This is a genomic window from Massilia sp. LXY-6, from assembly GCF_051233485.1.
Taxonomy (GTDB): Bacteria; Pseudomonadota; Gammaproteobacteria; order Burkholderiales; family Burkholderiaceae_D; genus Telluria.
Window position 1 is genome coordinate 24,632 of record NZ_JBKFGF010000031.1, and the last position, 23,134, is coordinate 47,765.

A 23,134-nucleotide genomic window follows, 5' to 3' on the forward strand; every position below is an offset into this window, starting at 1 on the left:
GGAAAACCACAATAGGCGCTCAACAGTAAACGTATCACGTTATTTGCATGAAAAACCCATTTCCGATCCCGCGGCCGGTGCCGGACGGCCCCTGGCGCTGGCTGGTGCCGGTGCTGCTGGTGCTGCTGTTCCTGCTGGTCCTGCTGTGGTTGCCCTGGCAGGCGCGCCAGATGGAGAGCAACGAGCGCCAGGAACAGCTGATCGCCGATACCCTCTGGGTCGAGCAGACCCTGCGCTTCGAACTGGCGCGCAGCGAAGAGGCGCTGGCGACCCTCGGCGTCGACCTGGCGGCCGACACGCGGCCCACGCAGCAAACCCTGCAGGCACGCCTGGCGCAGATGTTCAAGAACGGCCACGAACTGCGCCGCGTGGCCTGGCTGGACGCCGACGGCAGGCTGCTGGCCATGCGCGGCGCCGAGCTGCCGGGCGAGCCGATCCAGTCCTCGCGCGAGGCCCAGGCGATGTCGCGCACTACGCGCAGCGGGCGCTACAGCGATCCCTACGGCCCCTCGCCCACCCTGCGCGGCTTGGTCGACTACCACCTGCCGCTCTACCACCACGGCAAGTTCGCCGGCAGCCTGGTCGCCACCTACAGCCTGCAGACCCTGCTGGACGAGAACGTGCCCTGGTGGTTCGCCCAGGACAACGCCCTGTCCCTGCTCGACCGCGACGACCACGTGGTGGCCCAGCGCGCCGCCGGCGGCCCGGGGCGCGGCGTGTACACCCACAAGCGCGCCCTCGACCTGCCGGGCGGGCAGATCGTGCTGGCCACCGACAGCGTGAAGGGCGCCCCAAACCTGCTGCCCAACCTGCTGGTCGGCTCGGTGATCGTGCTGGCGCTGGGACTGGTGCTGTCGCTGGGCGCGCTGTGGCGCCACATCGCGCGCACCATCGCCGCCGAGAACGCGCTGCGCCAGCAGATGGCGTTTCGCACCGCGATGGAGAATTCGCTGCTGACCGGCCTGCGCGCGCGCGACCTGGAAGGCCGCGTGACCTATGTGAATCCGGCCTTCTGCCGCATCGTCGGCCTGCCGGACCACGAACTGCTCGGCAAGAAGCCGCCCATGCCCTACTGGGCGCCGGAAGCCATGGACGATTACGAGCAGCGCTTCCGCAAGGTCCTGGCCGGCCACGCCACGCCGCAGTTCGAGACCGTGTTCCAGCGCCCCGACGGCTCGCGCGTGCCGGTGCTGGTGTTCGAGGCCCCGCTGGTCGACAGCCACGGCCGCCACACCGGCTGGATGAGCTCCATCCTCGACATCACCGACCGCAGGCGCGCCGAGGACCTGGCCCGCCAGCAGCAGGAAAAGCTGGAGACCAGTGCGCGCCTGGCGACCATGGGCGAGATCTCGTCGATGCTGGCGCACGAGCTGAACCAGCCGCTGGCGGCGATCTCCAGCTACACGGCGGGGGCGCTGAACGTCCTGGCGCGCGTCGGCGACGGCGGCCCGTCCGCTCCCGCGCTCGACGCCGGCATGCTGCGGCGCGCGCTGGAACAGGCCAATACCCAGGCCCGGCGTGCCGGCCAGATCATCCGCAGCGTGCACGAATTCGTGAAGAAGCGCGAGCCGCGCCGCGAGAGCGTCACCGTGCAGCACGTGATCGACGGCATCCGCGCGCTGGTCGACCTGCAGGCGCGCCAGAGCTACGTCACGCTGCAGGTCGAGGTGCCGCCCGACCTGCCGCCGGTACTGGCCGACCGCCTGCTGCTCGAGCAGGTGCTGCTGAACCTGACCCGCAACGCGATCGAGGCGATGCAGGACATCGACAGGGAACGCCGCGTGCTGCGCATCGAGGCCGCGCACACCCGCACGGAGGAGCAGGGCCAGGTGGCGGTGTCGGTGATCGACAACGGCCACGGGATTCCGCCGGAGGTGGCCGAGCGTTTGTTCTCGCCGTTCTTCTCGACCAAGGCCGAGGGCATGGGCATGGGCCTGTCGATCTGCCGCACGGCGATCGAATTCCACGGCGGCACCCTCACCCACGCCGACAATCCGGGCGGCGGCACCGTGTTCACGTTCACGCTGCAGCAGGCGCAGGCTACAATACCCACCTGAAGAGTAGGAGCCCAACACCATGCTGCACATCGTCGACGACGAAGACGTCATCCGCGACGCCCTCGAATGGCTGGCGCAATCGCGCGGGCTGGCCGCGCGCGGCTATGCCGGCGGCCAGGCCTTCCTCGACGCCCTGGATGCCCGCCCCGCGGCGGCGGATGGCCAGGGTTCCCAGGGCGATTGTGTGCTGCTGGACGTGCGCATGCCGGGCATGAACGGCATCGCCGTGTTCGACCAGCTGGTAACGCGCGGCCTGCTGGCGCGCCTGCCCGTGATCTTCCTGACCGGCCACGGCGACGTGCCGATGGCGGTCGATTCGCTCAAGCGCGGCGCCTTCGATTTCGTCGAAAAGCCCTTCAACGACAACCAGCTGATGGACCGCGTCGAGGAAGCCCTGGCCAGGTCGCGCCAGGCCGCCGCCGCCAGCGCGGTGCGCGAACGCCTGGCCACGCTGTCGGCGCGCGAACGCGAAGTCCTCGACCTGATCCTGGCCGGGAACCTGAACAAGGTCGTGGCCGACAAGCTCGGCATCAGCATGCGCACGGTGGAGGTGCACCGCGCCCATATCTTCGACAAGATGCAGGTCAAGACCGCGGTCGAGCTGGCCGGATTGTTGAAGTAGCCGGCAAAAAATTTCGCAGCGGCCTCTTGCGAATCAGCATCCCCATCCCTAGCTAGCTTTTTCCCCTTCGGCACCAGACGTTCCGCGGCTTCAATCCTCGCGGGCGGATGGCGCCGCTTTTGCTCCCGGACCCCGCGCACGGCAGGTTTTCTCCGCTGTGTTTTAGGGGTTCGCTTGTAAAATCCAATGAACACGACCGTGGCCCACGCAGCCACACCGAACATTATTTAGGAACGCAGATGAGCGAAAAGACGATTGCAGACAAGATGTTCCTGAGGAACGCGAAATCGATGCTGATCCTGAACGGGAACGTCCATCCTGGCATGGTGGCGCAGATGCCGCCCGACCTGATCAAGAACGACCAGGAGCAGGTCGACGTGGTGCTGATGTTTGCGATGAACCGCAAGGAACTCGAACAATATTTCCCGACCGCGAAGGCGCGCCTGGGCGAAAAAGGCTCGCTGTGGGTCGCCTACCTGAAGCAGACGGCATCGAAGGCGACTGATATCAATCGCGACTCAATCAACGCCTATGCAAAGGAAAACGGTATCACCGGCGTCGCCATGATCTCGATCGACGGCGACTGGTCGGCCCTGCGCATGAAGCGCATCGAGATCTAAACCGCGACGCCATGGCGCGTGAGGGCCCAGGCCACGTGCTCGCGCACCAGCGCTGACGGATGCTCCAGCCGGGCCCGCAGCGCCGCCACGATCCGCTCGTCGCCCCCGGCGGACTCCGCGACGTTACCCATACCCACCGCCAGGTTGCGCAGCCAGCGTTCATGCCCGATCCGGCGGATCGGGCTGCCCTCCATCCTGCGGTTGAACTCTTCTTCTTCCCACGCGAACAATGCCACCAGCCCGGCCTGGTCCAGCCCGTTGCGCCCGTCGAAATCCGGCAGCACGGCGCGCTGCGCGAACTTGTTCCAGGGGCAGGCCAGCTGGCAGTCGTCGCAGCCATAGATGCGGTTGCCGATCAGCGGCCGCAGGTCTTCCGGAATACTGCCTTTCAGCTCGATCGTCAGGTAGGAGATGCAGCGCCGCGCATCCAGCCGTCCCGGCCCCAGGATCGCGCCGGTCGGGCAGGCGCCGATGCAGGCCTCGCACTGGCCGCAGTGCGCGCCCGTGGCCTGGTCGACCGGCAGCGGCAGGTCGACCAGGATCTCGCCGATGAAGAAGGTCGATCCGGCTTCCCGCGACAGCAGCAGGGTGTGCTTGCCGCGCCAGCCCAGCCCCGCCTTTTCCGCCAGCGGCAACTCCATCACCGGCGCCGAATCCGTGAACACGCGGAAGCCGTACTCGCCGGCCACGCCACGGATGCGCTCGGCCAGCTGCTGCAGGCGGTTCCTCAGCACCTTGTGATAGTCGCGTCCCCTGGCGTACAGCGAGACCACGGCCGCCCGCGGATCCTGCTGGCGCAGGCGTTCGCGCGCGCGCCAGTCGGCCTCCGTATCCATCGGCAGGTAGTCCATGCGGGCGACGATCGCGCGCACCGTCCCCGGCACCAGTTCGGCCGGCCGGGCGCGCTTCATGCCGTGGCTTGCCATATAATCCATCTCGCCATGGTGGCCGGCATCGAGCCAGGCTTGCAGGCCGGCCTCGTGGCGCGCCAGGTCGACGTCCGCGATCCGCACGTCGGCAAAGCCCAGCTCCCTGCCCCAGGCCTTGATGGTGTGCGCTAGTTCGATCAGGTCAGGCTGGGATGAGGACATAATTTACTATTCTATTCGATGCAGCATTCACTAGCAGCTTACCTTCCCGACGAAACCGCGACCCAGGCCCTGGGCGGCGCCCTGGCGCGCGCGCTCGTCCCCGGCCTCGTGGTCTACCTGCACGGCGACCTCGGCGCCGGCAAGACGGCCCTCACGCGCGCCACCCTGCACGCGGCCGGCCACAAGGGCGCGGTCAAGAGCCCGACCTATACGCTGTCCGAGCCCTACTGGATCACACTGGACGGGCAAGCCGTCAACCTGATCCACTACGACCTGTACCGCATGTCCAGCCCGGAAGAATTCCTGGATGCGGGCTTCCGCGAAGACTTCGACGGCAGCAACATCTGCATCGTCGAGTGGCCGGAAAAAGGCGAGCCGGTGTTGCCGCCGCCCGACGTCAATATTTCGCTTTCGGTCAGTGGCCACGGCCGTCATGTAGAATTGCAGGCGTTGTCTGAACTGGGCCAGCTATGCCTCGAACGCCTGCACTATCCCCCGATTCCCTGATTCCAGATTCGCCCAAGCGCCGTGCCACCCTGAAGGCCGGCGGCACGCTGCTCCTGTCGGTGCTCGCTCCCGCCCTGCTCCCTTCGATGGCCATGGCCGCGCAGATCATGGCGGTACGCGTGTGGCCGGCCGACGAGTACACCCGCGTTACCCTGGAAAACGACGGCGAGCTGAAAACCACGCACTTCATGGTGGCCGATCCGCCACGCCTGGTGGTCGACATCGACGGCCTGGCGCTGAACGATACCCTGAAAAGCCTGGTCGCGAAGGTCGAGTCGAACGACCCCTACATCAAGCAGGTGCGGGTCGGCCAGAACCGCCCGAACGTGGTGCGCCTGGTGTTCGACCTCAAGGAAGAGGTCAAGCCGCAGGTATTCAACCTGGCCCCGGTGGCCGGCTACCGGCACCGTTTGATCTTCGACCTGTACCCGGTGCGGGCAGTCGATCCGCTGGCGGCCATCATCGCCAAGGAGAACTGGTCCGACGGCGGCGTCCCGGCCGCGACGCCGGCCCCGGCGCCCCGGCCGGGCGCGCCGACGGTCGGCCAGGCCGGCCCCGACGCGATCGCCAAGCTCGAAGCCGACGCCGCCCGCGCCGGCAGCACCCCGGCCACGCCGCAGCCGACCGCGCCGCAAGCCCAGCCTCAGCCGCCGTCGCAGGGCAAGGGGACGCCCGGCAAGGTAATGCGCATGCTGACCATCGCCCTCGACCCCGGCCACGGCGGCGAAGACCCGGGCGCGACCGGCGCCACCGGCGTGCACGAGAAGGACATCGTGCTGGAGATCGCGAAGCGCCTGAAGGGCAAGCTGGAAGACCTGCCGAACACCCGCGTGATGCTGACCCGCGACGCCGACTTCTTCGTGCCGCTGGGCCAGCGCGTGGAAAAGGCGCGCAAGGTCCAGGCCGACCTGTTCGTCTCGATCCACGCCGACGCCTTCATCCAGCCTTCGGCGCGCGGCTCCTCGGTGTTCGTGCTGTCGGAAAAAGGCGCGAGCTCGAGCGCGGCGCGCTGGCTGGCGGCCGACCAGAACAAGGCCGACCTGATCGGCGGCGTCAACCTCGGCACGCAGGACAAGCAGCTGGCCAGCGTGCTGTTCGACCTGTCGACCACGGCCCAGATCAACGATAGCCTCAAGCTCGGCAAGGCCGTGCTGAGCGAGATCGGCGGCATCAACCGCCTGCACAAGGGTGCGGTCGAGCAGGCCGGCTTCGCGGTGCTGAAAGCGCCGGACATTCCCTCGATCCTGGTCGAGACCGCGTTCATCTCGAACCCGGAAGAAGAGGCCAGGCTGAAGGACGACGCCTACCAGAACCAGCTCGCGGACGCGATCACGAAAGGCATCAAGCGCTACTTCGCGTACAATCCGCCGCTGGCGAAGAGCCGAATGACCTGATCTCAGCCTGGAGGTTTGTCGTGAGCGCAACTACCACCCAATTCGGGCAACTGCCCGCCCTGCTGCTGCGTGCGCCGGACGGCGCCGAAGCGACCATTACCCTGTACGGCGCCCACTTGGTGTCCTGGAAATCCGTTTCCGGCACCGGTGCCGCGCCACAGGAACGCATGTTCATGAGCAGCCTGTCCGCGCTCGACGGCAGCCGCGCGATCCGCGGCGGCGTGCCGGTGATCTTCCCGCAATTCGCCGAACGCGGCGAGGGCATGCGCCACGGCTTCGCGCGCGTCAGCACCTGGCGTGTGCTCGACAGCGGCGAGCAGGACGGCGCCGCCTTCGCCGTGCTGGGCCTGAACCAGGACGACCTGTCGCCGCAGGCGTCGAGCGCCTGGGCCTACGCCTTCGAACTGGTCCTGCGGGTGTCCGTGCGCGACGCCGAGCTGGACATGACGCTCGACGTGCGCAACATCGGCACCCATCCCTTCTCCTTCGCCGCCGCCCTGCACACCTACCACCTGGTCGAGGACGTCGAAGCCGTACGCATCGACGGCGTGCAGCCCGAGACCCTGGCCATCACCGACAAGCTGGACCAGGTGTTCGAAGGCATCGCCGGCCCCATCACCTTCGACAACGGCGCCGACAAGCTGCTGCTGCGGCAGACCGGCTTTACGGATGCGGTCGTATGGAATCCGGGCGCGGCCGATGCGGCGGCGCTGGCCGACATGGAGGACGAGGAATACCGGAACTTCGTGTGCATCGAGCCGGCCCTGCTGGGGCCGCAGACGCTGGAGCCGGGCGGGAACTGGCGCGGGGAATACCGGGTTACGCCGGCGGTTTGACTAGTACCCGTTACGCCAGCACGTCGTTCCCGCGCAGGCGGGGGCGACGTTGCCGAAGCGAGCGCGCCTGCCTCAGTTCGATTCCTTGATCATCCGCCCCGAGGTCGACTGCACCGGCCGCGCATTCAGCGGATACAGGCGCGAGAACAGCGCCATCTGCGCCGGCGAGGCCTGGCGCGGCTGCTTGAACACCAGCCACAGCACGTTCTCGGTGCAGGGCGGCTCGGTCAGCGAGCCCATGTAGGTAAAGTATTCGCGGCTCGAAGGCAGCGCCTCCATCGGGTCGATCACGATCGACGGCGACACCACTTCCTGCTTTTCCAGCGGCAGGTTGTCCCAGATGGTCTGGATCAGCTGGTGCGGCTGGCCGCGTTCGAGCAGGACGGCGATGATCGCAATCTTGCCATCGAAGCTCTTGTGTACGAGGTGCATGACCATCTCCGTGCCCTTGCCGTTGATCTTTTCTTCGGACGGGCGGTGGAAGTGGAACTGCTGCAGCTCGTAGGTCTGGTTGCCGACGGTAATAAAATTGCCGCCGCCGACCGTCACCTGGATCGTGTGGCCGTTGTTCACCTCGTTGAACGAGGAGGGGTGGTAGTCGAAGCCGATCTGCTCGAGGTTGACCTTGATGCCGTCGCGCAGGTCGATCGGCGACTGGCGGTTGCCACTGCCGCACTTGGCCCAGTCCACATTGATCTTCGACCAGTTGGCCGGGCCGAGTTCGCCCTCGTAGGACCAGACGGTGCCGTGCTTGGGCGCGGCGGCCAGGATCGCGGCGGCCGCGGCGGCCCGCTCTTCCTCGCGGCGCCTGGCGTCCACCGCTTTCTTCGCGCGCGCGGCCGCGGCGGCGCGCGCCTGCTGGCGCTCGCGCAGCTCGGCCAGGCGCTCGGCGATCTTGGCCGAGAGGGCGACTTCGGCTTCTTCTTCCTTGTTGTCCTGGGCGGCAGCCGGTGCGGCCTTCCTGGCCGGCACCGCTTCCTTGGCGGCGTCTTTAGCCGATCCTTTGGCCGATTCCTTGGCCGATTCCTTGGCCGAGGCCGCCGGCAGGGAGGCCGATGCGGGCCTGGACACGGAAGCCGCGAGTTTGGCTGCCGCGGCGGGGGCAGGATCGTTCGCGCTTGCGCTCAGGACAACGCAGCTGCAAGCGAACAGGGCGATCAGGTTACGCATGGGATTCCAGTAGTGTTGCTATCCCCTGCTTTATCGGCGTGACCGACAGTAAACTTGAGCCTTGCGGACGAACGATCAACGGCTGAGCATGCGGCGCCCGAACTTGTACAGGCCGCCCAGGGCGAGCGGCACGATGGCTGCGCCGACGCCGACCAGCACGATGGCGGTCAGGTGGTCGCGCACGACCGGGATGTTGCCGAAAAAGTAACCAGCGGTCACGAGGCCGGCCACCCACAGCACGGCGCCGGTGATGTTAAACATCTGGAAACGCGTGTGCGTCATGTCCGAGACGCCGGCCACGAAGGGGGCGAAGGTACGCACCACCGGCACGAAGCGCGCCAGGATGATGGTCTTGCCGCCGTGCTTTTCGAAGAAATCATGGGTCCGCTTCAGGGCGTCCTTGTTCAGCCAGCGGTAGTCGTGGGTGAACACGCGGTGGCCGATGGCCCCGCCGATGTAATAGTTCAGGGTATTGCCGGTGACGGCGGCAAGGACCAGCAGCAGCATCAGCAGCGGATAGCTCATCTCGCCGGTGGCGCAGAAGGCGCCGGCGATGAACAGCAGGGTGTCTCCGGGGAAGAAAAACAGCACCACGAGACCGGTCTCGCAGAACACGATCGCGAACAGGACCGCGTAGACATACACACCATACTGGGCCAGCAGGTCGCCCAAAGTTTTATCGACGTGCAGGAGCATGCCGAAGAGTTGCATCAGATCCATGATTGTCCTAAATGGTAGCGCCGCATCATACCATCAGACCGTTGCCAAAAAATGGCCGGTGCCTCAAGTTCTGGCACAGAAAATTGTCGCCGTCTGCACAAGTTTTAAGATTGTCTACTTTCCGGATTACAATCATTAACAAAAGAACGACGGGAGATGACATGCAAGCTCTGCAGAAAAAAGTGGTGGCGGCCCTGGTACTGGGCATGACGGCGGTGCTGGCGGCGGGCGCCAAGGAACTGCCGCCCAGGCCCAGCGTCGGCGACGTGCTGAAGGGATCGAAGCCGGGCGACTGGCGTCCGCTCGACGCCGACAACACGCTCTACCTGGAGCTGCCACAAGGGCGCGTGGTCATCGAACTGGCCCCGTCGTTTGCCCCGAACCACGTCAGGAACATCAAGGCGCTGGCGCGCGAGCACTTCTACGACGGCTTGGCGATCATCCGCTCGCAGGACAACTTCGTGGTCCAGTGGGGCGATCCGCACGAAGACGACGAGCAGGCGCGCCAGGTGAAGAGCGCGCAGAAGACCCTGCCGGGCGAATTCACGGTGCCTTTATCGAATGACAAACAGTTCACGCGCATGCGCGACGTCGACGGCTTCGCGCCCCAGGTCGGGCACTCCGGCGGCTTCCCGGCCGCGCGCGATCCGAAGGCCGGCCAGACCTGGCTGACGCATTGCTACGGCATGGTCGGCGTCGCGCGCGGCAACGAGTCCGACAGCGGCGGCGGCACCAGCCTGTACGTCGTCACCGGCCACGCGCCGCGCCAGCTCGACCGCAACATCACCGTGGTCGGCCGCGTGGTGGCCGGCATGCCGATCCTGTCGACCCTGCCGCGCGGCCCGGCGCCGATGGGCTTCTACGAGCAGCCGGGGATGCAGGTGCCGATCGGCGCGGTGAAGGTCGCGGCCGACGTCCCCGAAGCCGAGCGCGTCCGCCTCGAAGTACTGCGCACCGAGAGCCCCACCTACCAGGCCGTCCTCGACGCCCAGCGCAATCGCGGCGGCCCGTGGAACAAGTACTCGCCGAACTACCTCGACCTGTGCAATGCGCAGATTCCGGTGCGCGAACAGAAATTGTGATTTAGTTCAAACCGGGGTCAGACTCCCAATTTTGGCAACTCACCTTGAGAAATTGCCAAAATTGGGAGTCTGACCCCGGTTTGGGAAAAATCAAACACCTGCGGTTGGCGGCTTGGCGGCGAGCTATAATTTATGAATGAACGCCCCGGCCCCCACCCACCGCCCCATCCAGCAGCTCCCTGACCAGCTCATCTCGCAGATCGCCGCCGGCGAAGTCGTCGAGCGGCCCTCGGCCGTGGTCAAGGAATTGCTGGAAAACGCGCTCGACGCCGGCGCGACCCAGGTCACGATCCGCCTCGAGGAAGGCGGGGTCAAGCGCATCGCCATTACCGACAACGGCCGCGGCATCCCACCGGAAGAGCTGCCGCTCGCGCTGGCGCGCCACGCGACTTCGAAGATCGCCTCGCTGACCGACCTCGAGAACGTCAACACCCTCGGCTTCCGCGGCGAGGCGCTGGCCTCGATCGCCTCGGTGGCGGCGGTGTCGATCACCTCGCGCACGGCGGACGCGGCGCATGCCTGGGAAATCGTCGGCTCGCACCAGGGCACCGTCTCGCCCTCCTCCGGCGCATTCGGCACCACGATCGACGTGCAGGACCTGTACTTCAATACGCCGGCGCGCCGCAAATTCCTGAAGTCCGAGCAGACCGAGTATGGCCACTGCGCCGAAGTCGTGCGCCGCATCGCGCTGGCGCGTCCCGACGTCTCGTTCAGCCTGACCCACAACGGCCGCACCATCGACCACTGGAACGTCAGCGAGCCGGCCAAGCGCAGCGCCCAGATCCTCGGCAACGATTTCGCCGAGGCGCGGCTGCAGCTCGACGAAGCCGCCGGCCCGCTGCGCCTGCACGGCTACGTCGGCCTGCCGACCGCCTCGAAGGCGCGCGCCGACGGCCAGTTCTTCTACGTGAACGGCCGCTTCGTGCGCGACAAGCTGCTGGTGCACGCGGTGAAGGCCGCCTACGAGGACGTGCTGCACGGCGACCGCTTCCCCAGCTACGTGCTGGCGCTGGAGCTGGACCCGGCCATGGTCGACGTCAACGTGCACCCGTCGAAGATCGAGGTGCGCTTCCGCGACAGCCGCGCCGTCCACCAGTTCGTGTTCCACGCGGTGCAGCGCGCGCTGGCCCAGACCTCGGCCACTGCCCACGGCAACGCGCCGGCACCGGTCAGCGCGGCCGAGATCGCGCCGTCGTCGGGCGCGTCCTGGGGCGGCGGCTTCGGGCGCGATTCCGGCAGCGGCGCAACCCCTGCCTGGCGCCGCCCGCACGAGCAGACCTCGTTCGGATCGCAGCTGACGCCGTCGTCGCCGTATGCATCGACCTTTTCGCCGTCTCCCTTCCCGGCCGGCAGCCGCTGGGAGGCTCAGTCCGGCGGTGGCGTGGCGCAGCGCACCGAGAGTTATGGCGCGCTGTTCACGGGCCTGAAGGACAGCGATGCGGCGCCATCCAAGCCCTCGGGCTTCGACATGCCGCTGCCGTCGGCAACGCAGCCGGCTTCCGACGACGACTTTCCGCTCGGCTTCGCCCTGGCCCAGCTGCACGGCATCTACATCCTGGCGCAGAACCGCAAGGGCCTGGTGCTGGTCGACATGCACGCGGCCCACGAACGCATCCTGTACGAGCAGCTCAAGAACGCGCTCGACGCCCAGGCCGGCGGCGAGCAGATGCAGGTGCAGCAGATGCTGATCCCGGTGACCTTCTTCGCCGACGCCATCGAAGTCGGCACCGTCGAGGAAAACCAGGAAACGCTCAAGGCGCTCGGTTTCGACATCGCCGCCGTCTCGCCGACCACGCTGGCCGTGCGCGCCGTGCCTACGCTGCTGAAAAACGCCGACGCGCAGACGCTGGCGCGCGACGTGCTGCGCGACGTGCGCGAATACGGCGGCTCGCGCGTGCTGATCGAGCGCCGCAACGAACTGCTCGGCACCCTCGCCTGCCACACGGCGGTGCGCGCCAACCGCATCCTGTCGGTGCAGGAGATGAACGCCCTGCTGCGCCAGATGGAAGCGACCGAGCGCGCCGACCAGTGCAACCACGGCCGCCCGACCTGGGTGCAGCTGGAAATCTCCGCGCTGGATAAACTGTTCCTGCGCGGGCAGTGAAGAGGTTGTTCCAGAATGGGCATGGCTAGGCGCAGCGACGAAGACAGTGCCTCTGCACGGCGAGGACGTGCAACAACGCCATGGCCATTCTGGAGCAACCTCTATTATTTATGACTGTGAATCACAAATCTATGGCGGTCGCCATCATGGGCCCGACCGCGTCCGGCAAGACCGCGGCCGCACTCGCCATCGCGAACGAGATGCCGGTCGAGATCATCTCGGTCGACTCGGCCCTGGTCTACCGCGAGATGGACATCGGCACCGCCAAGCCCAGCGCGGAAGAACTGGCCAGCGTGCCGCACCACCTGATCGACATCATCGACCCGCTCGAGTCCTATTCCGTCATGCAGTTCCGCGAAGACGCGATCCGGCTGGTGGCCGAGATCCAGGCGCGCGGCAAGCTGCCGCTGCTGGTGGGCGGCACGATGATGTACTTCAAGGGCCTGGTCGACGGCCTCGACGACCTGCCGACCGCCGACGCCGACGTACGCGCCCGCATCGACGAAGAGGCCGCGCGCATCGGCTGGCCCGGCATGCATGCCAGGCTGCGCGCGCTCGACCCGGCGACCGGCGACCGGCTGGCGCCGAACGACGCCCAGCGCATCAACCGCGCGCTGGAGATCATCGAATTGAGCGGCAAGCCGATGTCCGAACTGCTGGCCAGGCGCGAGAAGACGGCGCTGCCCTTCGACCTCGTGTCGTTCGCGCTGGAGCCCTCCGACCGCGCCGTGCTGCACAAGCGGATCGCGCTGCGCTTCGACCAGATGCTGGGCGAGCGCGACGACGAAGGCATCGTGGCCGAAGTGGCAAGGCTGCGCGCGCGCGGCGACCTGCATGTGGGCCTGCCGTCGATGCGCTGCGTCGGCTACCGCCAGAGCTGGGAATACCTCGACGGCCTGGTCGACCGCAAGCAGCTGCGCGAAAACGGCATCGTCGCCACCCGCCAGCTCGCCAAGCGCCAGCTGACCTGGCTGCGCTCGATGCCGGAGCGCATCGCAATCGACTGCCTGGGGCAGGATCCGGCGGGGCAGATGCTTGCCCATCTGACGACGTTGCAGGCGTGACGCGCTGGACACACCGACCCAAAACGCGTAGCCTTGACACCTCGGCGAGCGGACGGCATAATGCTCCCCGTTCTGGTGATATAGCTCAGTTGGTTAGAGCATAGCATTCATAATGCTAGGGTCGGTGGTTCAAGTCCACCTATCACCACCAAGATTCAAGCGGAATGGCTTGGCTTCCTCAGCTGAGCCATTTTGTTTTAGGTCCGTTTTAGCTGGTGATATAGCTCAGTTGGTTAGAGCATAGCATTCATAATGCTAGGGTCGGTGGTTCAAGTCCACCTATCACCACCAGAATATAAGCCAGAAAAAAGCCGCCGGCTCTCACGAATCGGCGGCTTTTTTCTTTGATCGGCTCCAGGTCTTGGTACAATGACATCACCATGAACAAGACCGCCATTTCCCTCATCCTCGGCGTGACATTGTCCGCCGCGCTGTCCGCCTGCGACAGCAAGACCTCCGCCAACGAAAAGAATTTCGCCATCACCGTCACCCAGTACTTGGACAAGAAGGGCGACATGTGCCTGGACCCCGTGAAATGGCCGGTCGACGTGTACGAAACGGACCTGCGCCAGCAGAAGTTGTATCCGGACGGCGTTGCGGGCCAGATGGCGGCGCTGGAGGCGGCGGGCCTGGCCAAGGGCGAGGACATGGAATTGCCCGGCGCCGCAATCGACGGCCAGCCGAACGGGCTGAAGGTGAAGGCCAGGCGCTACACCATGACCGACGCCGCGAAGCCCTATCTGCGCGCGGATGCGGGAGGGCAGCCGCGCATGTGCTGGGGCCGCAAGTCGCTGGACAAGGTGGTGCGCTGGGCGGACCCGGCCAAGGTGGGCGACCACGAGGAATCCAGCGTTATCTACACCTACAAGCTGTCGAACGTGGCCGCTTGGGCCAGGAAGCCGCAGACCAAGGAGGCGTTCACCGTCCTTGGGCGGACCGTCGACGGCGAGCACACGCAGAAGGAAAAGCTGTACGTCAAGCTCACGCCGCAGGGCTGGGAAGCGCTTGGCTTGAACGACTGAGGCTCAGGCAGTCCGGACTGATGTGACCAAAGTCCGGACCTCGCCCTCGATCCTGCGTGATCAATGGCTGTCCGGGGCAAAATCCCGGATCCGCCGCACCTCCGCCGCATCCAGTTTCTTCAGCATCGAAACCACCAGCTCCACCATCTGGTCGAAATCGCGCCGGTTCAAGATGCCGTTATGTGCATGCGTATACCGCACCGGCACCACCAGGTTCACGGTCGGCACGCCGCCATTGCTCTTCTGGATCTCGGCCGAATCGTCGCCATAGCCCTGCACCAGGTCGAACTGCAGCGGCAGCTTGCGTTCAAGCGCGGTCTGCTTCACGAAGGCGGTCAGCTTGCGGTTCGGCAGCGCCGACGAGTCGTACAGGAAGATGCCCGGCCCCGCGCCCAGCTTCACCTGGGTCTCTTCCGGCTTGCCCGGGAAAACGTCACCGGTGATGCCGCCCTCGATGGCGATGGCGAGATCGGGCTTGACCACGTCGGCAGCGGTATGGGCGCCGCGCAGGCCGATCTCTTCCTGGGTCGTGATCACCCAGGCAATCTGGTTCGGGTGGCTTTCGCTGGCCAGCCGGCGCATGGCCTCGACGATGACGGCGCAGCCGACGCGGTCGTCCCAGCCCTTGCCGAGGTAGTTCTGGGTGCCGTTCAGGATTTCGAAGGGTGCGTCGGGAACGATCGGGTCGCCCGGCGAGATGCCCATCTCGCGCACTTCCGCCTCGGTGCGGGCGCCGACGTCGAGGAACAGGCCGTCGCGCGCGAACACGCGCGTGCGCTCGTCCGCCGGCACCACGTGGATGTCGCGGATGCCCGTCACCGCCTTCACCGGACCCTTGCTGCCGATGATGACCCAGCGCTTGTCCGGCAGTGCCTGGTCGAGCCAGCCGCCCAGCATCTGCATGGTCAAGAGGCCGTTCGGCGTGATGCGGCGAACCATGCCGCCCAGTTCGTCCATGTGGGCGTCGACCATGATCTTCGGTCCGCCCGAGCCCTGCGTGGCGATGATCGACCCCATGCCGTCGTAGGCGAGCGAGCTGGCGAGCGGTTTCATCATCCCGACCAGCACGGCGCGCACCGGTTCCTCGAAGCCCGGCGGGCCGGCGGCGTCGGCAATTTTTTGCAGGGTGTCGACGGTGCGGTCTGGAGCGGGAGCGGCGATCGCGCCATAGGTAGCCGCCAGCAGTGCGATGGCGGCGGTAAGTCGACGGCTTGTGTTCACTTGGGAGTCTCGTTATCGTTGTGTTGGCGGCACACGGCCGCGTGCCGTCGAGTATGCCAATAAAATGGCGGCTTTGACAATCCACTCAGGAGAACAACGATGAGCGACCATGCCGATGAGGTGGCGCGCCGCGAAAACGCCGCGCGCCAGGCCATCAAGAACGGTTTCGATATGGAGGACGAGGACTCCGGCGCCGCCATGTTCGTCGCCTTCCACCTCGAAGAACTCGCGCCCGACTACTGGCAGGCGCGCACCGGCAGCGGCCGGCCCGATCCGTCCGCCGTGCTCGACATCCTCGAATTGCGCGCGCACTGGGGCGGCGAGGATGAGCTGGAATACTTCGATTTCACCTTGCCGGACAAGGTCACCGACTACGTCATCAGCGTCCGCTTCGACAGCAAAGGCAAGGTCGACGAAATCTCGATGGAGAGCTAGGCCTCCGCCACCGGCTGGCGGAAATGCTCGACCAGGAAGTCGATGAAGGCCCTGGTCCGCGCGGCCTGGTTGCGGCGGTTCAGGTAGTACACGAACAGGTCCGCCGACGGCAGCCGGTACTGCGGCAGCACGATCTTCAGCCGTCCGCTTTCCACAAAGCGCGCCAGGTCCCATTCCGAGCGCACCAGGATGCCGTGCCCGTCCAGCGCCCAGCCCAGCACGATGTCGCCGTCGTTGCTCGACAGTGCGCCATGCACCTTCACCACCTCGCTGTGTTCCTCCCCCTCCCCCGAATAAAAGCGCCAGACGCCGTGCGCCTCGTCGTTCTGGCGGTGCACGATGCAGCGGTGCTTCACGAGATCGGACAGTTGCGCCGGCGTGCCATGCTCCTTCAGGTAGCGCGGCGAGGCGCACAGGAAGCGCCGGTTGCTCATCACCCGGCGCGCGTTCAGGCGCTTGTCGGGTAGTGTGCCGAAGCGGATCGCCAGGTCGTAGCCGCTCTCCACCAGGTCGACCGGGCGGTCGGTCACTTCCATCTGCACCTCGACCTGCGGGTAGCGCTTCGCAAACCCGGAGACGATCGGCGCGATCGTGGTGCGGCCGAAGCCCAGGGTCGCGTTCACGCGCAGCAGGCCCTTGGGGACCGCGCGGCCGCTCGACACCGCATCTTCCATCTCGCGGATCGCGGCGAGGATGCGGCCGGCGTGCGCCAGGTAGGTCTCGCCTTCGCTGGTCAGGCTGATGCGGCGCGTGGTGCGGTTCAGCAGCCGCACGCCGAGCCGCGCCTCCAGTTGCGCCAGGCGCTTGGTGGCGCTAGGAGGGGTCAGGTCGAGTGCGCGCGCGGCCGCGGCCAGGCTGCCGTGGCGCGCCACCAGCGTGAAGAATTCCATGTCGGCGGTGTGGTCGGGTGTCATCCGTTATTCACTTCAGGTTAATAATCAATTCATCCCTGCGACATTATAGGCAAGGCGGCGGGGACTAAGCTATCGGCTCCATTACCCATGCAGGACCCCACCATGAGAATCGTCGAGATCCGCGAACAGACCCTCCCCATCAGCTCTTCCATCCGCAACGCCTACATCGATTTCAGCAAGATGACGCTGAGCCTGGTAGCGGTGATCACCGACGTGATCCGCGACGGCAAGCCGGTGGTCGGCTACGGCTTCAATTCGAACGGCCGCTACGGCCAGGGCAAGCTGATGCGCGAGCGCTTCATCCCGCGCATCCTGGAAGCCGAGCCAGGCTCGCTGACCAACGACAAGGGCGACAACCTCGATCCGCACAAGATCTGGGACGCGATGTTCACCAACGAGAAGCCGGGCGGCCACGGCGAGCGCTCGGTGGCGATCGGCACGATCGACATGGCGGTGTGGGACGCGGTCGCCAAGATCGAAGGCAAGCCCCTGTTCCAGCTGCTGGCCGAGCGCTACGGCAACGGCCAGCCCGACCGCAAGGTGTTCGTATACGCGGCCGGCGGCTACTACCATCCGGGCCAGGATCATGAAAAGCTGAAGGACGAGATGCGCAGCTACATCGACCGCGGCTACACCGTGGTCAAGAAGAAGATCGGCGGCGCCTCGCTGGATGAAGACCTGCGCCGCATCGACTCGATCCTGTCGGTGCTGAAGGACGGCCAGAAGCTGGCGGTGGACGCCAACGGCCGCTTCGACCTCGACACCGCGATCCAGTATGCGAAGGCGCTGTCGCAGTACGACCTGTTCTGGTACGAGGAAGCCGGCGATCCGCTCGACTTCGAGCTGCAGGCGACCCTGCGCAATTACTACGACAAGCCGATGGCGACCGGCGAGAACCTGTTCTCGATGCAGGACGCGCGCAATCTGATCCGCTACGGCGGCATGCGCCCGGACCGCGACTGGCTGCAGTTCGACTGCGCCCTGTCGTACGGCCTGGTCGAATACCTGCGCACCCTCGACATGCTGCACCAGCACGGCTGGTCGCGCAGCCGCTGCATCCCGCACGGCGGCCACCAGATGTCGCTGAACATCGCGGCCGGCCTGGGCCTGGGCGGCAACGAGTCCTATCCGGACCTGTTCCAGCCCTTTGGCGGCTTCCCGGACGGCGTGAAGGTCGAGAATGGCTACGTCACCATGCCGGACCTGCCGGGCATCGGCTTCGAGGGTAAGGCGGACCTGTACCGCGAGATGCAGAAACTGTCGGCCTGAGCCTGGTATCGGCCGGCGTCATTCCCCGACGTCGGCATCCTCCCCCAGCGCGAACTCGCCGCGCTGGAAGGCTTCCAGCACCGCCTGCGCTTCCTGCAGGTGCGCGTGCGGCACCAGGATGCGCACGCCGCCAAGGGCCGGCGCCAGCAAAAGGTCGGTCTGCATCAGGTGGGCGTCGGCCAGCACCGCCGGGATGCCGGAGGCAACCAGGCAGCCTTGCACCAGGCTGGCTTCCAACGGGATCAGGTAGCGGGCCACCTCGAACAGGTCACGTCCGGGCAAGAGCTCCGCTTCGGGTGCGCCGGCCAGTACGGCATGCGATGCTGGTGTCATACATCCCCCTTTGGCAAACGGATCGGACAGCTCTGCGGCCATCTTACACCGGGGCCTATCTCTGATCCAGGTGAACACCGGAGCCGTGCGCCCCCCTACACTGGACCGTGATCGACCACCCATGGAGGTAACAATGGCCCAGTTGCAGAAAATCGCCGTGCTCGGCGGCGGCGCCGGTTCGCTCGCCGCGGCGTTCTACCTGAGCGCCCGGCCCGGATGGCGCGAGCGCTACGAGATCACAGTCTACCAGCAGGGCTGGCGCCTCGGCGGCAAGGGTGCGAGCGGGCGCGATACCCTGCTCGGTCAGCGCATCGAGGAACACGGCCTGCACATCTGGTTCGGCTTTTATGCCAACGCCTTCGCGATGCTCCGCGCGGTCTACGACGAGCTCGGACGTCCGCCCGGCGCGTCCCTGGCCGCCTGGGACCAGGCCTTCCGGCCGCACGACTACATCGTACTGGCCGAGCAGGTGGGCACCGGCTGGCGGCCATGGAACCTGGTGCTGCCGCGCCGCCCGGGCGAACCGGGCACCGGCAGCGATTCCGTCGCGCCGTGGCGGATGGCACTGGAAGCGCTCGCCTGGTTGCGTCGCTGGCACAGCGAGCTGCGTGCGCTGGCGCCCGTCGCGGCCGAGGATGACGATCCGTTCGGCGGGCTGCAGGCGCTGGCGGCCGCGCTGCCGCTTGACGCGCGCCTGCACGGCGACGCCGACCGGGCGCGTCTGCTGGAGGCGCTGCGCCGCGCCGACCGCGATGTGTGGGCGCTGTCACTCGCCCTCATCGACGACGACCATACGCGCCGCATGCTGGTCGGGCTGGCCATCGGCACCACCGTGCTGCGCGGGATGCTGGCCGACGGCGTGTTCGCGCGCGGCTTCGACGTCATCAACAGAGAAGACCTGCGCGCCTGGCTGCTGCGTCATGGCGGCGATCCGGCGCTGTGCGTGGACTCGGCGCCGGTACGCGCCATGTATGCCCAGCTGTTCGCCTTCGAGGACGGCGACCCTGGCCGGCCCAACCTGGAGGCCGGCGTGGCGCTGCGCTGGATATTCAGGATGTCGTTTGCCTACCGCGGCGCGCTGATGTACCGGATGCAGGCCGGCATGGGCGACGCCGTGTTCGCGCCGCTGTACGACGTACTGGCGCGGCGCGGCGTGCGCTTCGCCTTCTTCCACCGCGTCGAGGAGATCGCGGCCGATGCGGACGGTGTCGGCACGGTGCGCATGGCGGTCCAGGCCGATATTCCCGGCGGCGACTACCGACCGTTGGTGACGGTCAAGGGCCTGCCCTGCTGGCCGAGCGCGCCCGACTACGGCCAGATCGCGCCGGACCAGGCGGCCCTGCTGCAGGAGCACGCGGTCGACCTGGAATCGTGGTGGAGCGACTGGCCGGCGCTGTACCGGCAAGCCTTCGGCCGCGACCTCCCGCAACGCGTGCTGCTGCGCGGCCGCGACTTCGACCAGGTGGTGCTGGGACTGCCGGTCGGCACGCTGCCGCTGGTGGCGCCCGGCCTACTGGCCGCCAGCCCGGCGCTCGCATCGACTGCCGCGGCGCTGCGCAGCGTCGTCACCCAGGCCTGCCAGGTCTGGTTTGAGCGCAGCACGCAGGCGCTCGGCTGGACTTACCTGCCGGACGGCGAGGAGCCGATCCTGACCGGCTTCAGCCAGCCTTACGACACCTGGGCCGCGATGAGCCAGGTGCTGCCCGGCGAGGACTGGCCGCCGGCCTCGATGCCGCACAGCGTGCAGTATTTTTGCGGGGCGATGGCGCTGTCCGAGCTGCCGCCGCGCGCCGACAACGGCTTTCCCGCGCGCGCGGCGGCGCAGGCGAAGGCCAACGCCGTCGAACTGCTGGACAAGCGCATAGGCGCCCTGTGGAAGGAAGTGGGCAGTGCGTTTCCCTGGCAGTGGCTGGTCGATCCGCTCGGCGCCGCGGGACCGGCACGCATGGACCGCCAGTACTGGCGCGCGAACGTCGACCCGTCGGAACGCTATGTGCTGTCGGTGGCCGGCAGCGGTGCGTCGCGCCTGGCCAGCGATGGCACCAGCCTGCCGAACCTGTTCCTGGCCGGCGACTGGCTGCGCACCGGGCTCGATTCCGGCTGTGTCGAGGCCGCGGTGATGGGCGGCATGCAGGCGGCGCGCGCGATCGGCGGCTATCCGGAAGAGATCCTCGGCGACAGCGATGCCGGCTAGATGAATGGCAGTGTCGACAAGAAGTACAGCGCGACGCCGATCAGGCCGCCGACCACGGTGCCGTTGATGCGGATGTACTGCAGGTCCTTGCCGATGTTGAGTTCGATCTGCTCCGACATCTCGCGGCTGTCCCAGTTCTTGACCGTATCGGCGATGTGGCGCGTCAGGAAGCCCGCGAACTCGGGCGCCGCGCCGCGCGCTGCCAGCTCCAGGTTATCGTTGAGAGAAGCGCGCAAGGCCGGGTCCTCGGCCAGCGTGCGTCCGACCCAGGCCCCGGTCGCTTCCAGGCGCCGCCGCAAGACCGAGTCTTCCTTGTCCAGATCGGCCTTGATCCAGGTTTTCAGGTCGCCCCACAGCGCGCCGAGGTAGCCGTTCAGGGTCTCGTCGCCGATCAGGTAGCGCTTGATGTCCTCGCCCTTTTCCAGGAAGGCCGGATCGTCCTGCAGGCGCGCGATGAAGTCGGCGGTGAAGGCATCGAAGCGCTGGCGCAGCGGGTGCTGCGGGTCTTCGCTGACGCGCTTCAGGATGCCGGCGGCCAGCTTGACCGTGATGTCCGCCCCCTTCCTGCCGATCAGTTCCGAGGGCAGCATGCGCTCTATGAAGGCATATTCTTCGCGCAGCCAGTCGACGATGCCCTGGGCGATGAAGGCCTGGGTTTCCTCGTTGGCAAGCAATTTCGCCAATTGGACGATGCCCTCGTCCAGCAGCTCCTGGTGGCGGCCGTCGCGCGTCACGCTTTCGAGGATCGTGCCGGCGGTCTTCGACAGGTCGACGCCCTGGATCATGCCGTGCACGGCGCGCCGCACGAAGTTCTGCACCGCCGCGTCCTCGATGAAGTCGAGCGCCCAAGCGGCCGTCTTGACCAGGTAGCGGCCCAGGCGTTCGGTATTGTCGGGCTGGACCAGCCAGTCGGCCACCTTTTGCGCCGGATCGTGGCGCTGGATCAGGCGCACGATCGAATCGGTGTCGAGGAATTTCTCGTGCACGAAGGCCGCCAGGTTGTCGGCGATCCGGTGCTTGTTGGCGGGGATGATCTCGGTGTGGCGCGAGACGAAGGGAATCGGAATGCGCCGGAACAGCGCGGCGACCGCGAACCAGTCCGCCAGCGCGCCCACCATCGCGGCCTCGGCGAAGGCTTTCAGCAGGCCGGTCCACCAGTTTTGAGGAAGGAACAGCGACACCACGAACAGCACGGCCGCGCCGGCGAGGAAGCACAGCGCCAGCCGCTTCGACTGGCGCAGTTCTTCCTGCTTGTCCTTGATGGTGGTGTCGTCCTTGCTGCTCATGGCCATGGCTGAGATTACAAGGCCATGCTAACCCAGCCTAGACGACGCCGGCGCGCCGCAGGGCTTCCACGCCGGACGCGCTCCAGCCCCACTCCCCCAGCACCGCGGCGCCGTCCTGGCCGGGCTTCGACGCCGACGGGCCGAGCTCGGCTTCGGTGCGCGAGAAGCGCGGCGCCGGCGCCGGCTGGGTTACGCCGTCGCGCTCGACGAAGGTGCCGCGCGCCGCGTTGTGCGGGTGGCGCGGCGCCTCCGCCATGTCGAGCACGGGCGCGAAGCAGACGTCGGTTCCCTCCAGCAGCACGCACCATTCGGCCCGCGTGCGGGTGGCGAACAGGTCGGCGAACTTGCGCTTCAGCTCCGGCCAGTCGGCCTGGCGCCACTGCTTGCCGAACTGCGGGTCGTCGACCCCGGTCAGCGCCAGCAGCTGGGCATAGAACTGCGGCTCGATGGCGCCGATCGAGATGAATTTGCCGTCCGCGCAGGCGTAGCAGTCGTAGAACGGCGCGCCGCCGTCGATCAGGTTGGCTTCCCGCTCATCGCTCCAGGAACCGAAGGCGCGCAGACCGTACATCATTGCGCCCAGCAGCGCGGCGCCGTCCGTCATGGCGGCATCGACCACCTGGCCCTTGCCCGAGCTCTTCGCCTCCCAGGCGGCGCACATCACGCCGAAGGCCAGCATCATGGCGCCGCCGCCGAAGTCGCCGACCAGGTTCAGCGGCGGCGCCGGCGGACTGCCTGCCCTGCCCATCGCGTGCAGCATGCCGGACAGCGCCACGTAGTTCAGGTCGTGCCCGGCCGCCTGCGCCAGCGGCCCGGTCTGGCCCCAGCCGGTCACGCGGCCGTAGACCAGCCGCGGGTTGCGGTCCAGGCAGGAATCGGGGCCGAGCCCCAGCCGCTCCATCACGCCGGGGCGGAAGCCTTCGACCAGCACGTCGGCCTTCGCCACCAGGTCGAGCACCAGCTGGCGCGCACGCGGGTCCTTCAAATCCAGCGCCAGCGAGCGCCGCCCGCGCGCCATCACGTCGAACTTCGTGCCCAGCATCGGATACGGGGTCAAAGCATCGGGGTCGGGCTTGCGGTCGATGCGGATCACGTCCGCGCCCATGTCGGCCAGCATCATCGCCGCGAACGGGCACGGGCCGATGCCGACCATCTCTATTACCTTCAATCCTGCTAACGGTCCTGGCATAGCT

At 67.0% G+C, this 23,134-nt stretch carries 21 protein-coding genes and 2 tRNA genes; 15 read left to right on the forward strand and 8 right to left on the reverse strand.

Features of this window, described 5'->3' with window-relative positions; all coding sequences use genetic code 11:
* Window positions 1–47: 47 nt before the first annotated feature.
* The 3 genes from ACI48D_RS15060 (at window position 48) to ACI48D_RS15070 (ending at window position 3,299) form a co-directional block, all read left to right on the forward strand.
* Window positions 48–2,057, forward strand: coding sequence for an ATP-binding protein (locus ACI48D_RS15060; RefSeq protein ID WP_435572043.1), 2,010 nt, complete (start codon window positions 48–50; stop codon window positions 2,055–2,057).
* A gap of 19 nt (window positions 2,058–2,076) precedes the next feature.
* A complete protein-coding gene (locus ACI48D_RS15065; protein ID WP_435572044.1) occupies window positions 2,077–2,679 on the forward strand; it encodes a response regulator transcription factor in 603 nt (200 codons plus the stop codon).
* Between the two features lie 239 nt (window positions 2,680–2,918).
* Window positions 2,919–3,299 carry a DUF3052 family protein gene (locus ACI48D_RS15070; RefSeq protein WP_435572045.1) on the forward strand — a complete coding sequence of 127 codons (381 nt, stop codon included), beginning with the start codon at window positions 2,919–2,921 and terminating at the stop codon, window positions 3,297–3,299.
* On the opposite strand, the gene queG is transcribed toward ACI48D_RS15070, so the two are convergent.
* The gene (gene queG / locus ACI48D_RS15075; protein ID WP_435572046.1) at window positions 3,296–4,390 is read right to left on the reverse strand and encodes a tRNA epoxyqueuosine(34) reductase QueG; all 1,095 of its coding nucleotides are present in this window, start codon (window positions 4,388–4,390) and stop codon (window positions 3,296–3,298) included. The genes ACI48D_RS15070 and queG overlap by 4 nt on opposite strands.
* Before the next feature lie 18 nt (window positions 4,391–4,408).
* Between queG and tsaE the strand changes: the two genes are divergently transcribed.
* The 3 genes from tsaE to ACI48D_RS15090 are packed head-to-tail and all read left to right on the forward strand — an operon-like array spanning window position 4,409 to window position 7,127.
* Window positions 4,409–4,897: a tRNA (adenosine(37)-N6)-threonylcarbamoyltransferase complex ATPase subunit type 1 TsaE gene (gene tsaE, locus ACI48D_RS15080; RefSeq protein WP_435572047.1), complete on the forward strand. Its 489-nt coding sequence runs from the start codon at window positions 4,409–4,411 to the stop codon at window positions 4,895–4,897.
* On the forward strand, window positions 4,861–6,291 hold the full coding sequence (locus ACI48D_RS15085) for an N-acetylmuramoyl-L-alanine amidase (protein ID WP_435572048.1): 1,431 nt from the start codon (window positions 4,861–4,863) through the stop codon (window positions 6,289–6,291). The genes tsaE and ACI48D_RS15085 overlap by 37 nt, the downstream gene beginning before the upstream one ends.
* A gap of 20 nt (window positions 6,292–6,311) precedes the next feature.
* A complete protein-coding gene (locus ACI48D_RS15090; RefSeq protein ID WP_435572049.1) occupies window positions 6,312–7,127 on the forward strand; it encodes a D-hexose-6-phosphate mutarotase in 816 nt (271 codons plus the stop codon).
* 72 nt (window positions 7,128–7,199) lie between these two features.
* On the opposite strand, the gene ACI48D_RS15095 is transcribed toward ACI48D_RS15090, so the two are convergent.
* On the reverse strand, window positions 7,200–8,297 hold the full coding sequence (locus ACI48D_RS15095; RefSeq protein WP_435572050.1) for a carbonic anhydrase: 1,098 nt from the start codon (window positions 8,295–8,297) through the stop codon (window positions 7,200–7,202).
* A gap of 75 nt (window positions 8,298–8,372) precedes the next feature.
* Window positions 8,373–9,017, reverse strand: a complete 645-nt coding sequence (locus ACI48D_RS15100; protein ID WP_435572051.1) for a VTT domain-containing protein — start codon at window positions 9,015–9,017, stop codon at window positions 8,373–8,375.
* Between the two features lie 161 nt (window positions 9,018–9,178).
* Here ACI48D_RS15100 and ACI48D_RS15105 point away from each other — a divergent pair, with 161 nt between their 5' ends.
* From ACI48D_RS15105 to ACI48D_RS15130, 6 genes are all read left to right on the forward strand, one after another.
* The gene (locus tag ACI48D_RS15105) at window positions 9,179–10,099 is read left to right on the forward strand and encodes a peptidylprolyl isomerase (RefSeq protein WP_435572052.1); all 921 of its coding nucleotides are present in this window, start codon (window positions 9,179–9,181) and stop codon (window positions 10,097–10,099) included.
* A 136-nt stretch (window positions 10,100–10,235) separates the two neighbouring features.
* Entirely contained in the window at window positions 10,236–12,203 is a 1,968-nt protein-coding gene (gene mutL / locus ACI48D_RS15110) for a DNA mismatch repair endonuclease MutL (protein WP_435572053.1), read from the forward strand.
* A gap of 131 nt (window positions 12,204–12,334) precedes the next feature.
* The gene (gene miaA / locus ACI48D_RS15115; protein WP_435572054.1) at window positions 12,335–13,267 is read left to right on the forward strand and encodes a tRNA (adenosine(37)-N6)-dimethylallyltransferase MiaA; all 933 of its coding nucleotides are present in this window, start codon (window positions 12,335–12,337) and stop codon (window positions 13,265–13,267) included.
* A gap of 74 nt (window positions 13,268–13,341) precedes the next feature.
* A tRNA-Met gene (locus tag ACI48D_RS15120) sits at window positions 13,342–13,418 on the forward strand.
* A gap of 63 nt (window positions 13,419–13,481) precedes the next feature.
* Window positions 13,482–13,558 (forward strand) — tRNA-Met (locus ACI48D_RS15125).
* An 89-nt stretch (window positions 13,559–13,647) separates the two neighbouring features.
* Window positions 13,648–14,289 carry a hypothetical protein gene (locus tag ACI48D_RS15130; RefSeq protein ID WP_435572055.1) on the forward strand — a complete coding sequence of 214 codons (642 nt, stop codon included), beginning with the start codon at window positions 13,648–13,650 and terminating at the stop codon, window positions 14,287–14,289.
* Between the two features lie 60 nt (window positions 14,290–14,349).
* On the opposite strand, the gene ACI48D_RS15135 is transcribed toward ACI48D_RS15130, so the two are convergent.
* Entirely contained in the window at window positions 14,350–15,510 is a 1,161-nt protein-coding gene (locus ACI48D_RS15135) for a M42 family metallopeptidase (RefSeq protein WP_435572056.1), read from the reverse strand.
* A 99-nt stretch (window positions 15,511–15,609) separates the two neighbouring features.
* On the opposite strand from ACI48D_RS15135, the gene ACI48D_RS15140 reads away from it, so the two are divergent.
* The gene (locus ACI48D_RS15140) at window positions 15,610–15,945 is read left to right on the forward strand and encodes a DUF2004 domain-containing protein (RefSeq protein WP_435572057.1); all 336 of its coding nucleotides are present in this window, start codon (window positions 15,610–15,612) and stop codon (window positions 15,943–15,945) included.
* Here the strand turns inward: ACI48D_RS15140 and ACI48D_RS15145 are convergent.
* On the reverse strand, window positions 15,942–16,859 hold the full coding sequence (locus ACI48D_RS15145) for a LysR substrate-binding domain-containing protein (protein WP_435572058.1): 918 nt from the start codon (window positions 16,857–16,859) through the stop codon (window positions 15,942–15,944). The two genes, ACI48D_RS15140 and ACI48D_RS15145, sit on opposite strands and share 4 nt — an antisense overlap.
* A 102-nt stretch (window positions 16,860–16,961) precedes the next feature.
* Here ACI48D_RS15145 and ACI48D_RS15150 point away from each other — a divergent pair, with 102 nt between their 5' ends.
* The gene (locus ACI48D_RS15150) at window positions 16,962–18,128 is read left to right on the forward strand and encodes a mandelate racemase/muconate lactonizing enzyme family protein (protein WP_435572059.1); all 1,167 of its coding nucleotides are present in this window, start codon (window positions 16,962–16,964) and stop codon (window positions 18,126–18,128) included.
* Between the two features lie 18 nt (window positions 18,129–18,146).
* Here ACI48D_RS15150 and ACI48D_RS15155 read toward each other — a convergent pair whose 3' ends face one another.
* Window positions 18,147–18,461, reverse strand: coding sequence for a putative signal transducing protein (locus ACI48D_RS15155; protein WP_435572060.1), 315 nt, complete (start codon window positions 18,459–18,461; stop codon window positions 18,147–18,149).
* 133 nt (window positions 18,462–18,594) lie between these two features.
* On the opposite strand from ACI48D_RS15155, the gene ACI48D_RS15160 reads away from it, so the two are divergent.
* On the forward strand, window positions 18,595–20,655 hold the full coding sequence (locus tag ACI48D_RS15160) for an NAD(P)-binding protein (RefSeq protein WP_435572061.1): 2,061 nt from the start codon (window positions 18,595–18,597) through the stop codon (window positions 20,653–20,655).
* Here ACI48D_RS15160 and ACI48D_RS15165 read toward each other — a convergent pair.
* Together ACI48D_RS15165 and ACI48D_RS15170 are read right to left on the reverse strand one after the other, a co-directional pair.
* Window positions 20,652–21,941 carry a DUF445 domain-containing protein gene (locus ACI48D_RS15165; RefSeq protein WP_435572062.1) on the reverse strand — a complete coding sequence of 430 codons (1,290 nt, stop codon included), beginning with the start codon at window positions 21,939–21,941 and terminating at the stop codon, window positions 20,652–20,654. The two genes, ACI48D_RS15160 and ACI48D_RS15165, sit on opposite strands and share 4 nt — an antisense overlap.
* A 37-nt stretch (window positions 21,942–21,978) precedes the next feature.
* Window positions 21,979–23,130, reverse strand: coding sequence for a CaiB/BaiF CoA transferase family protein (locus ACI48D_RS15170; protein ID WP_435572063.1), 1,152 nt, complete (start codon window positions 23,128–23,130; stop codon window positions 21,979–21,981).
* Window positions 23,131–23,134: the final 4 nt, after the last annotated feature.

Excerpts from the sequence above, each read along its gene's own strand:
- ACI48D_RS15085 (WP_435572048.1), top strand. The coding sequence starts at position 4,861 with ATGCCTCGAACGCCTGCACTATCCCCCGATTCCCTGATTCCAGATTCG.
- ACI48D_RS15145 (WP_435572058.1), bottom strand. The coding sequence starts at position 16,859 with ATGACACCCGACCACACCGCCGACATGGAATTCTTCACGCTGGTGGCG.
- tsaE (WP_435572047.1), top strand. The coding sequence starts at position 4,409 with ATGCAGCATTCACTAGCAGCTTACCTTCCCGACGAAACCGCGACCCAG.
- ACI48D_RS15160 (WP_435572061.1), top strand. The coding sequence starts at position 18,595 with ATGGCCCAGTTGCAGAAAATCGCCGTGCTCGGCGGCGGCGCCGGTTCG.
- mutL (WP_435572053.1), top strand. The coding sequence starts at position 10,236 with ATGAACGCCCCGGCCCCCACCCACCGCCCCATCCAGCAGCTCCCTGAC.
- ACI48D_RS15170 (WP_435572063.1), bottom strand. The coding sequence starts at position 23,130 with ATGCCAGGACCGTTAGCAGGATTGAAGGTAATAGAGATGGTCGGCATC.
- ACI48D_RS15165 (WP_435572062.1), bottom strand. The coding sequence starts at position 21,941 with ATGAGCAGCAAGGACGACACCACCATCAAGGACAAGCAGGAAGAACTG.
- queG (WP_435572046.1), bottom strand. The coding sequence starts at position 4,390 with ATGTCCTCATCCCAGCCTGACCTGATCGAACTAGCGCACACCATCAAG.
- ACI48D_RS15070 (WP_435572045.1), top strand. The coding sequence starts at position 2,919 with ATGAGCGAAAAGACGATTGCAGACAAGATGTTCCTGAGGAACGCGAAA.
- ACI48D_RS15155 (WP_435572060.1), bottom strand. The coding sequence starts at position 18,461 with ATGACACCAGCATCGCATGCCGTACTGGCCGGCGCACCCGAAGCGGAG.
- ACI48D_RS15100 (WP_435572051.1), bottom strand. The coding sequence starts at position 9,017 with ATGGATCTGATGCAACTCTTCGGCATGCTCCTGCACGTCGATAAAACT.
- ACI48D_RS15130 (WP_435572055.1), top strand. The coding sequence starts at position 13,648 with ATGAACAAGACCGCCATTTCCCTCATCCTCGGCGTGACATTGTCCGCC.
- miaA (WP_435572054.1), top strand. The coding sequence starts at position 12,335 with ATGGCGGTCGCCATCATGGGCCCGACCGCGTCCGGCAAGACCGCGGCC.
- ACI48D_RS15140 (WP_435572057.1), top strand. The coding sequence starts at position 15,610 with ATGAGCGACCATGCCGATGAGGTGGCGCGCCGCGAAAACGCCGCGCGC.
- ACI48D_RS15105 (WP_435572052.1), top strand. The coding sequence starts at position 9,179 with ATGCAAGCTCTGCAGAAAAAAGTGGTGGCGGCCCTGGTACTGGGCATG.
- ACI48D_RS15095 (WP_435572050.1), bottom strand. The coding sequence starts at position 8,297 with ATGCGTAACCTGATCGCCCTGTTCGCTTGCAGCTGCGTTGTCCTGAGC.
- ACI48D_RS15150 (WP_435572059.1), top strand. The coding sequence starts at position 16,962 with ATGAGAATCGTCGAGATCCGCGAACAGACCCTCCCCATCAGCTCTTCC.
- ACI48D_RS15060 (WP_435572043.1), top strand. The coding sequence starts at position 48 with ATGAAAAACCCATTTCCGATCCCGCGGCCGGTGCCGGACGGCCCCTGG.
- ACI48D_RS15065 (WP_435572044.1), top strand. The coding sequence starts at position 2,077 with ATGCTGCACATCGTCGACGACGAAGACGTCATCCGCGACGCCCTCGAA.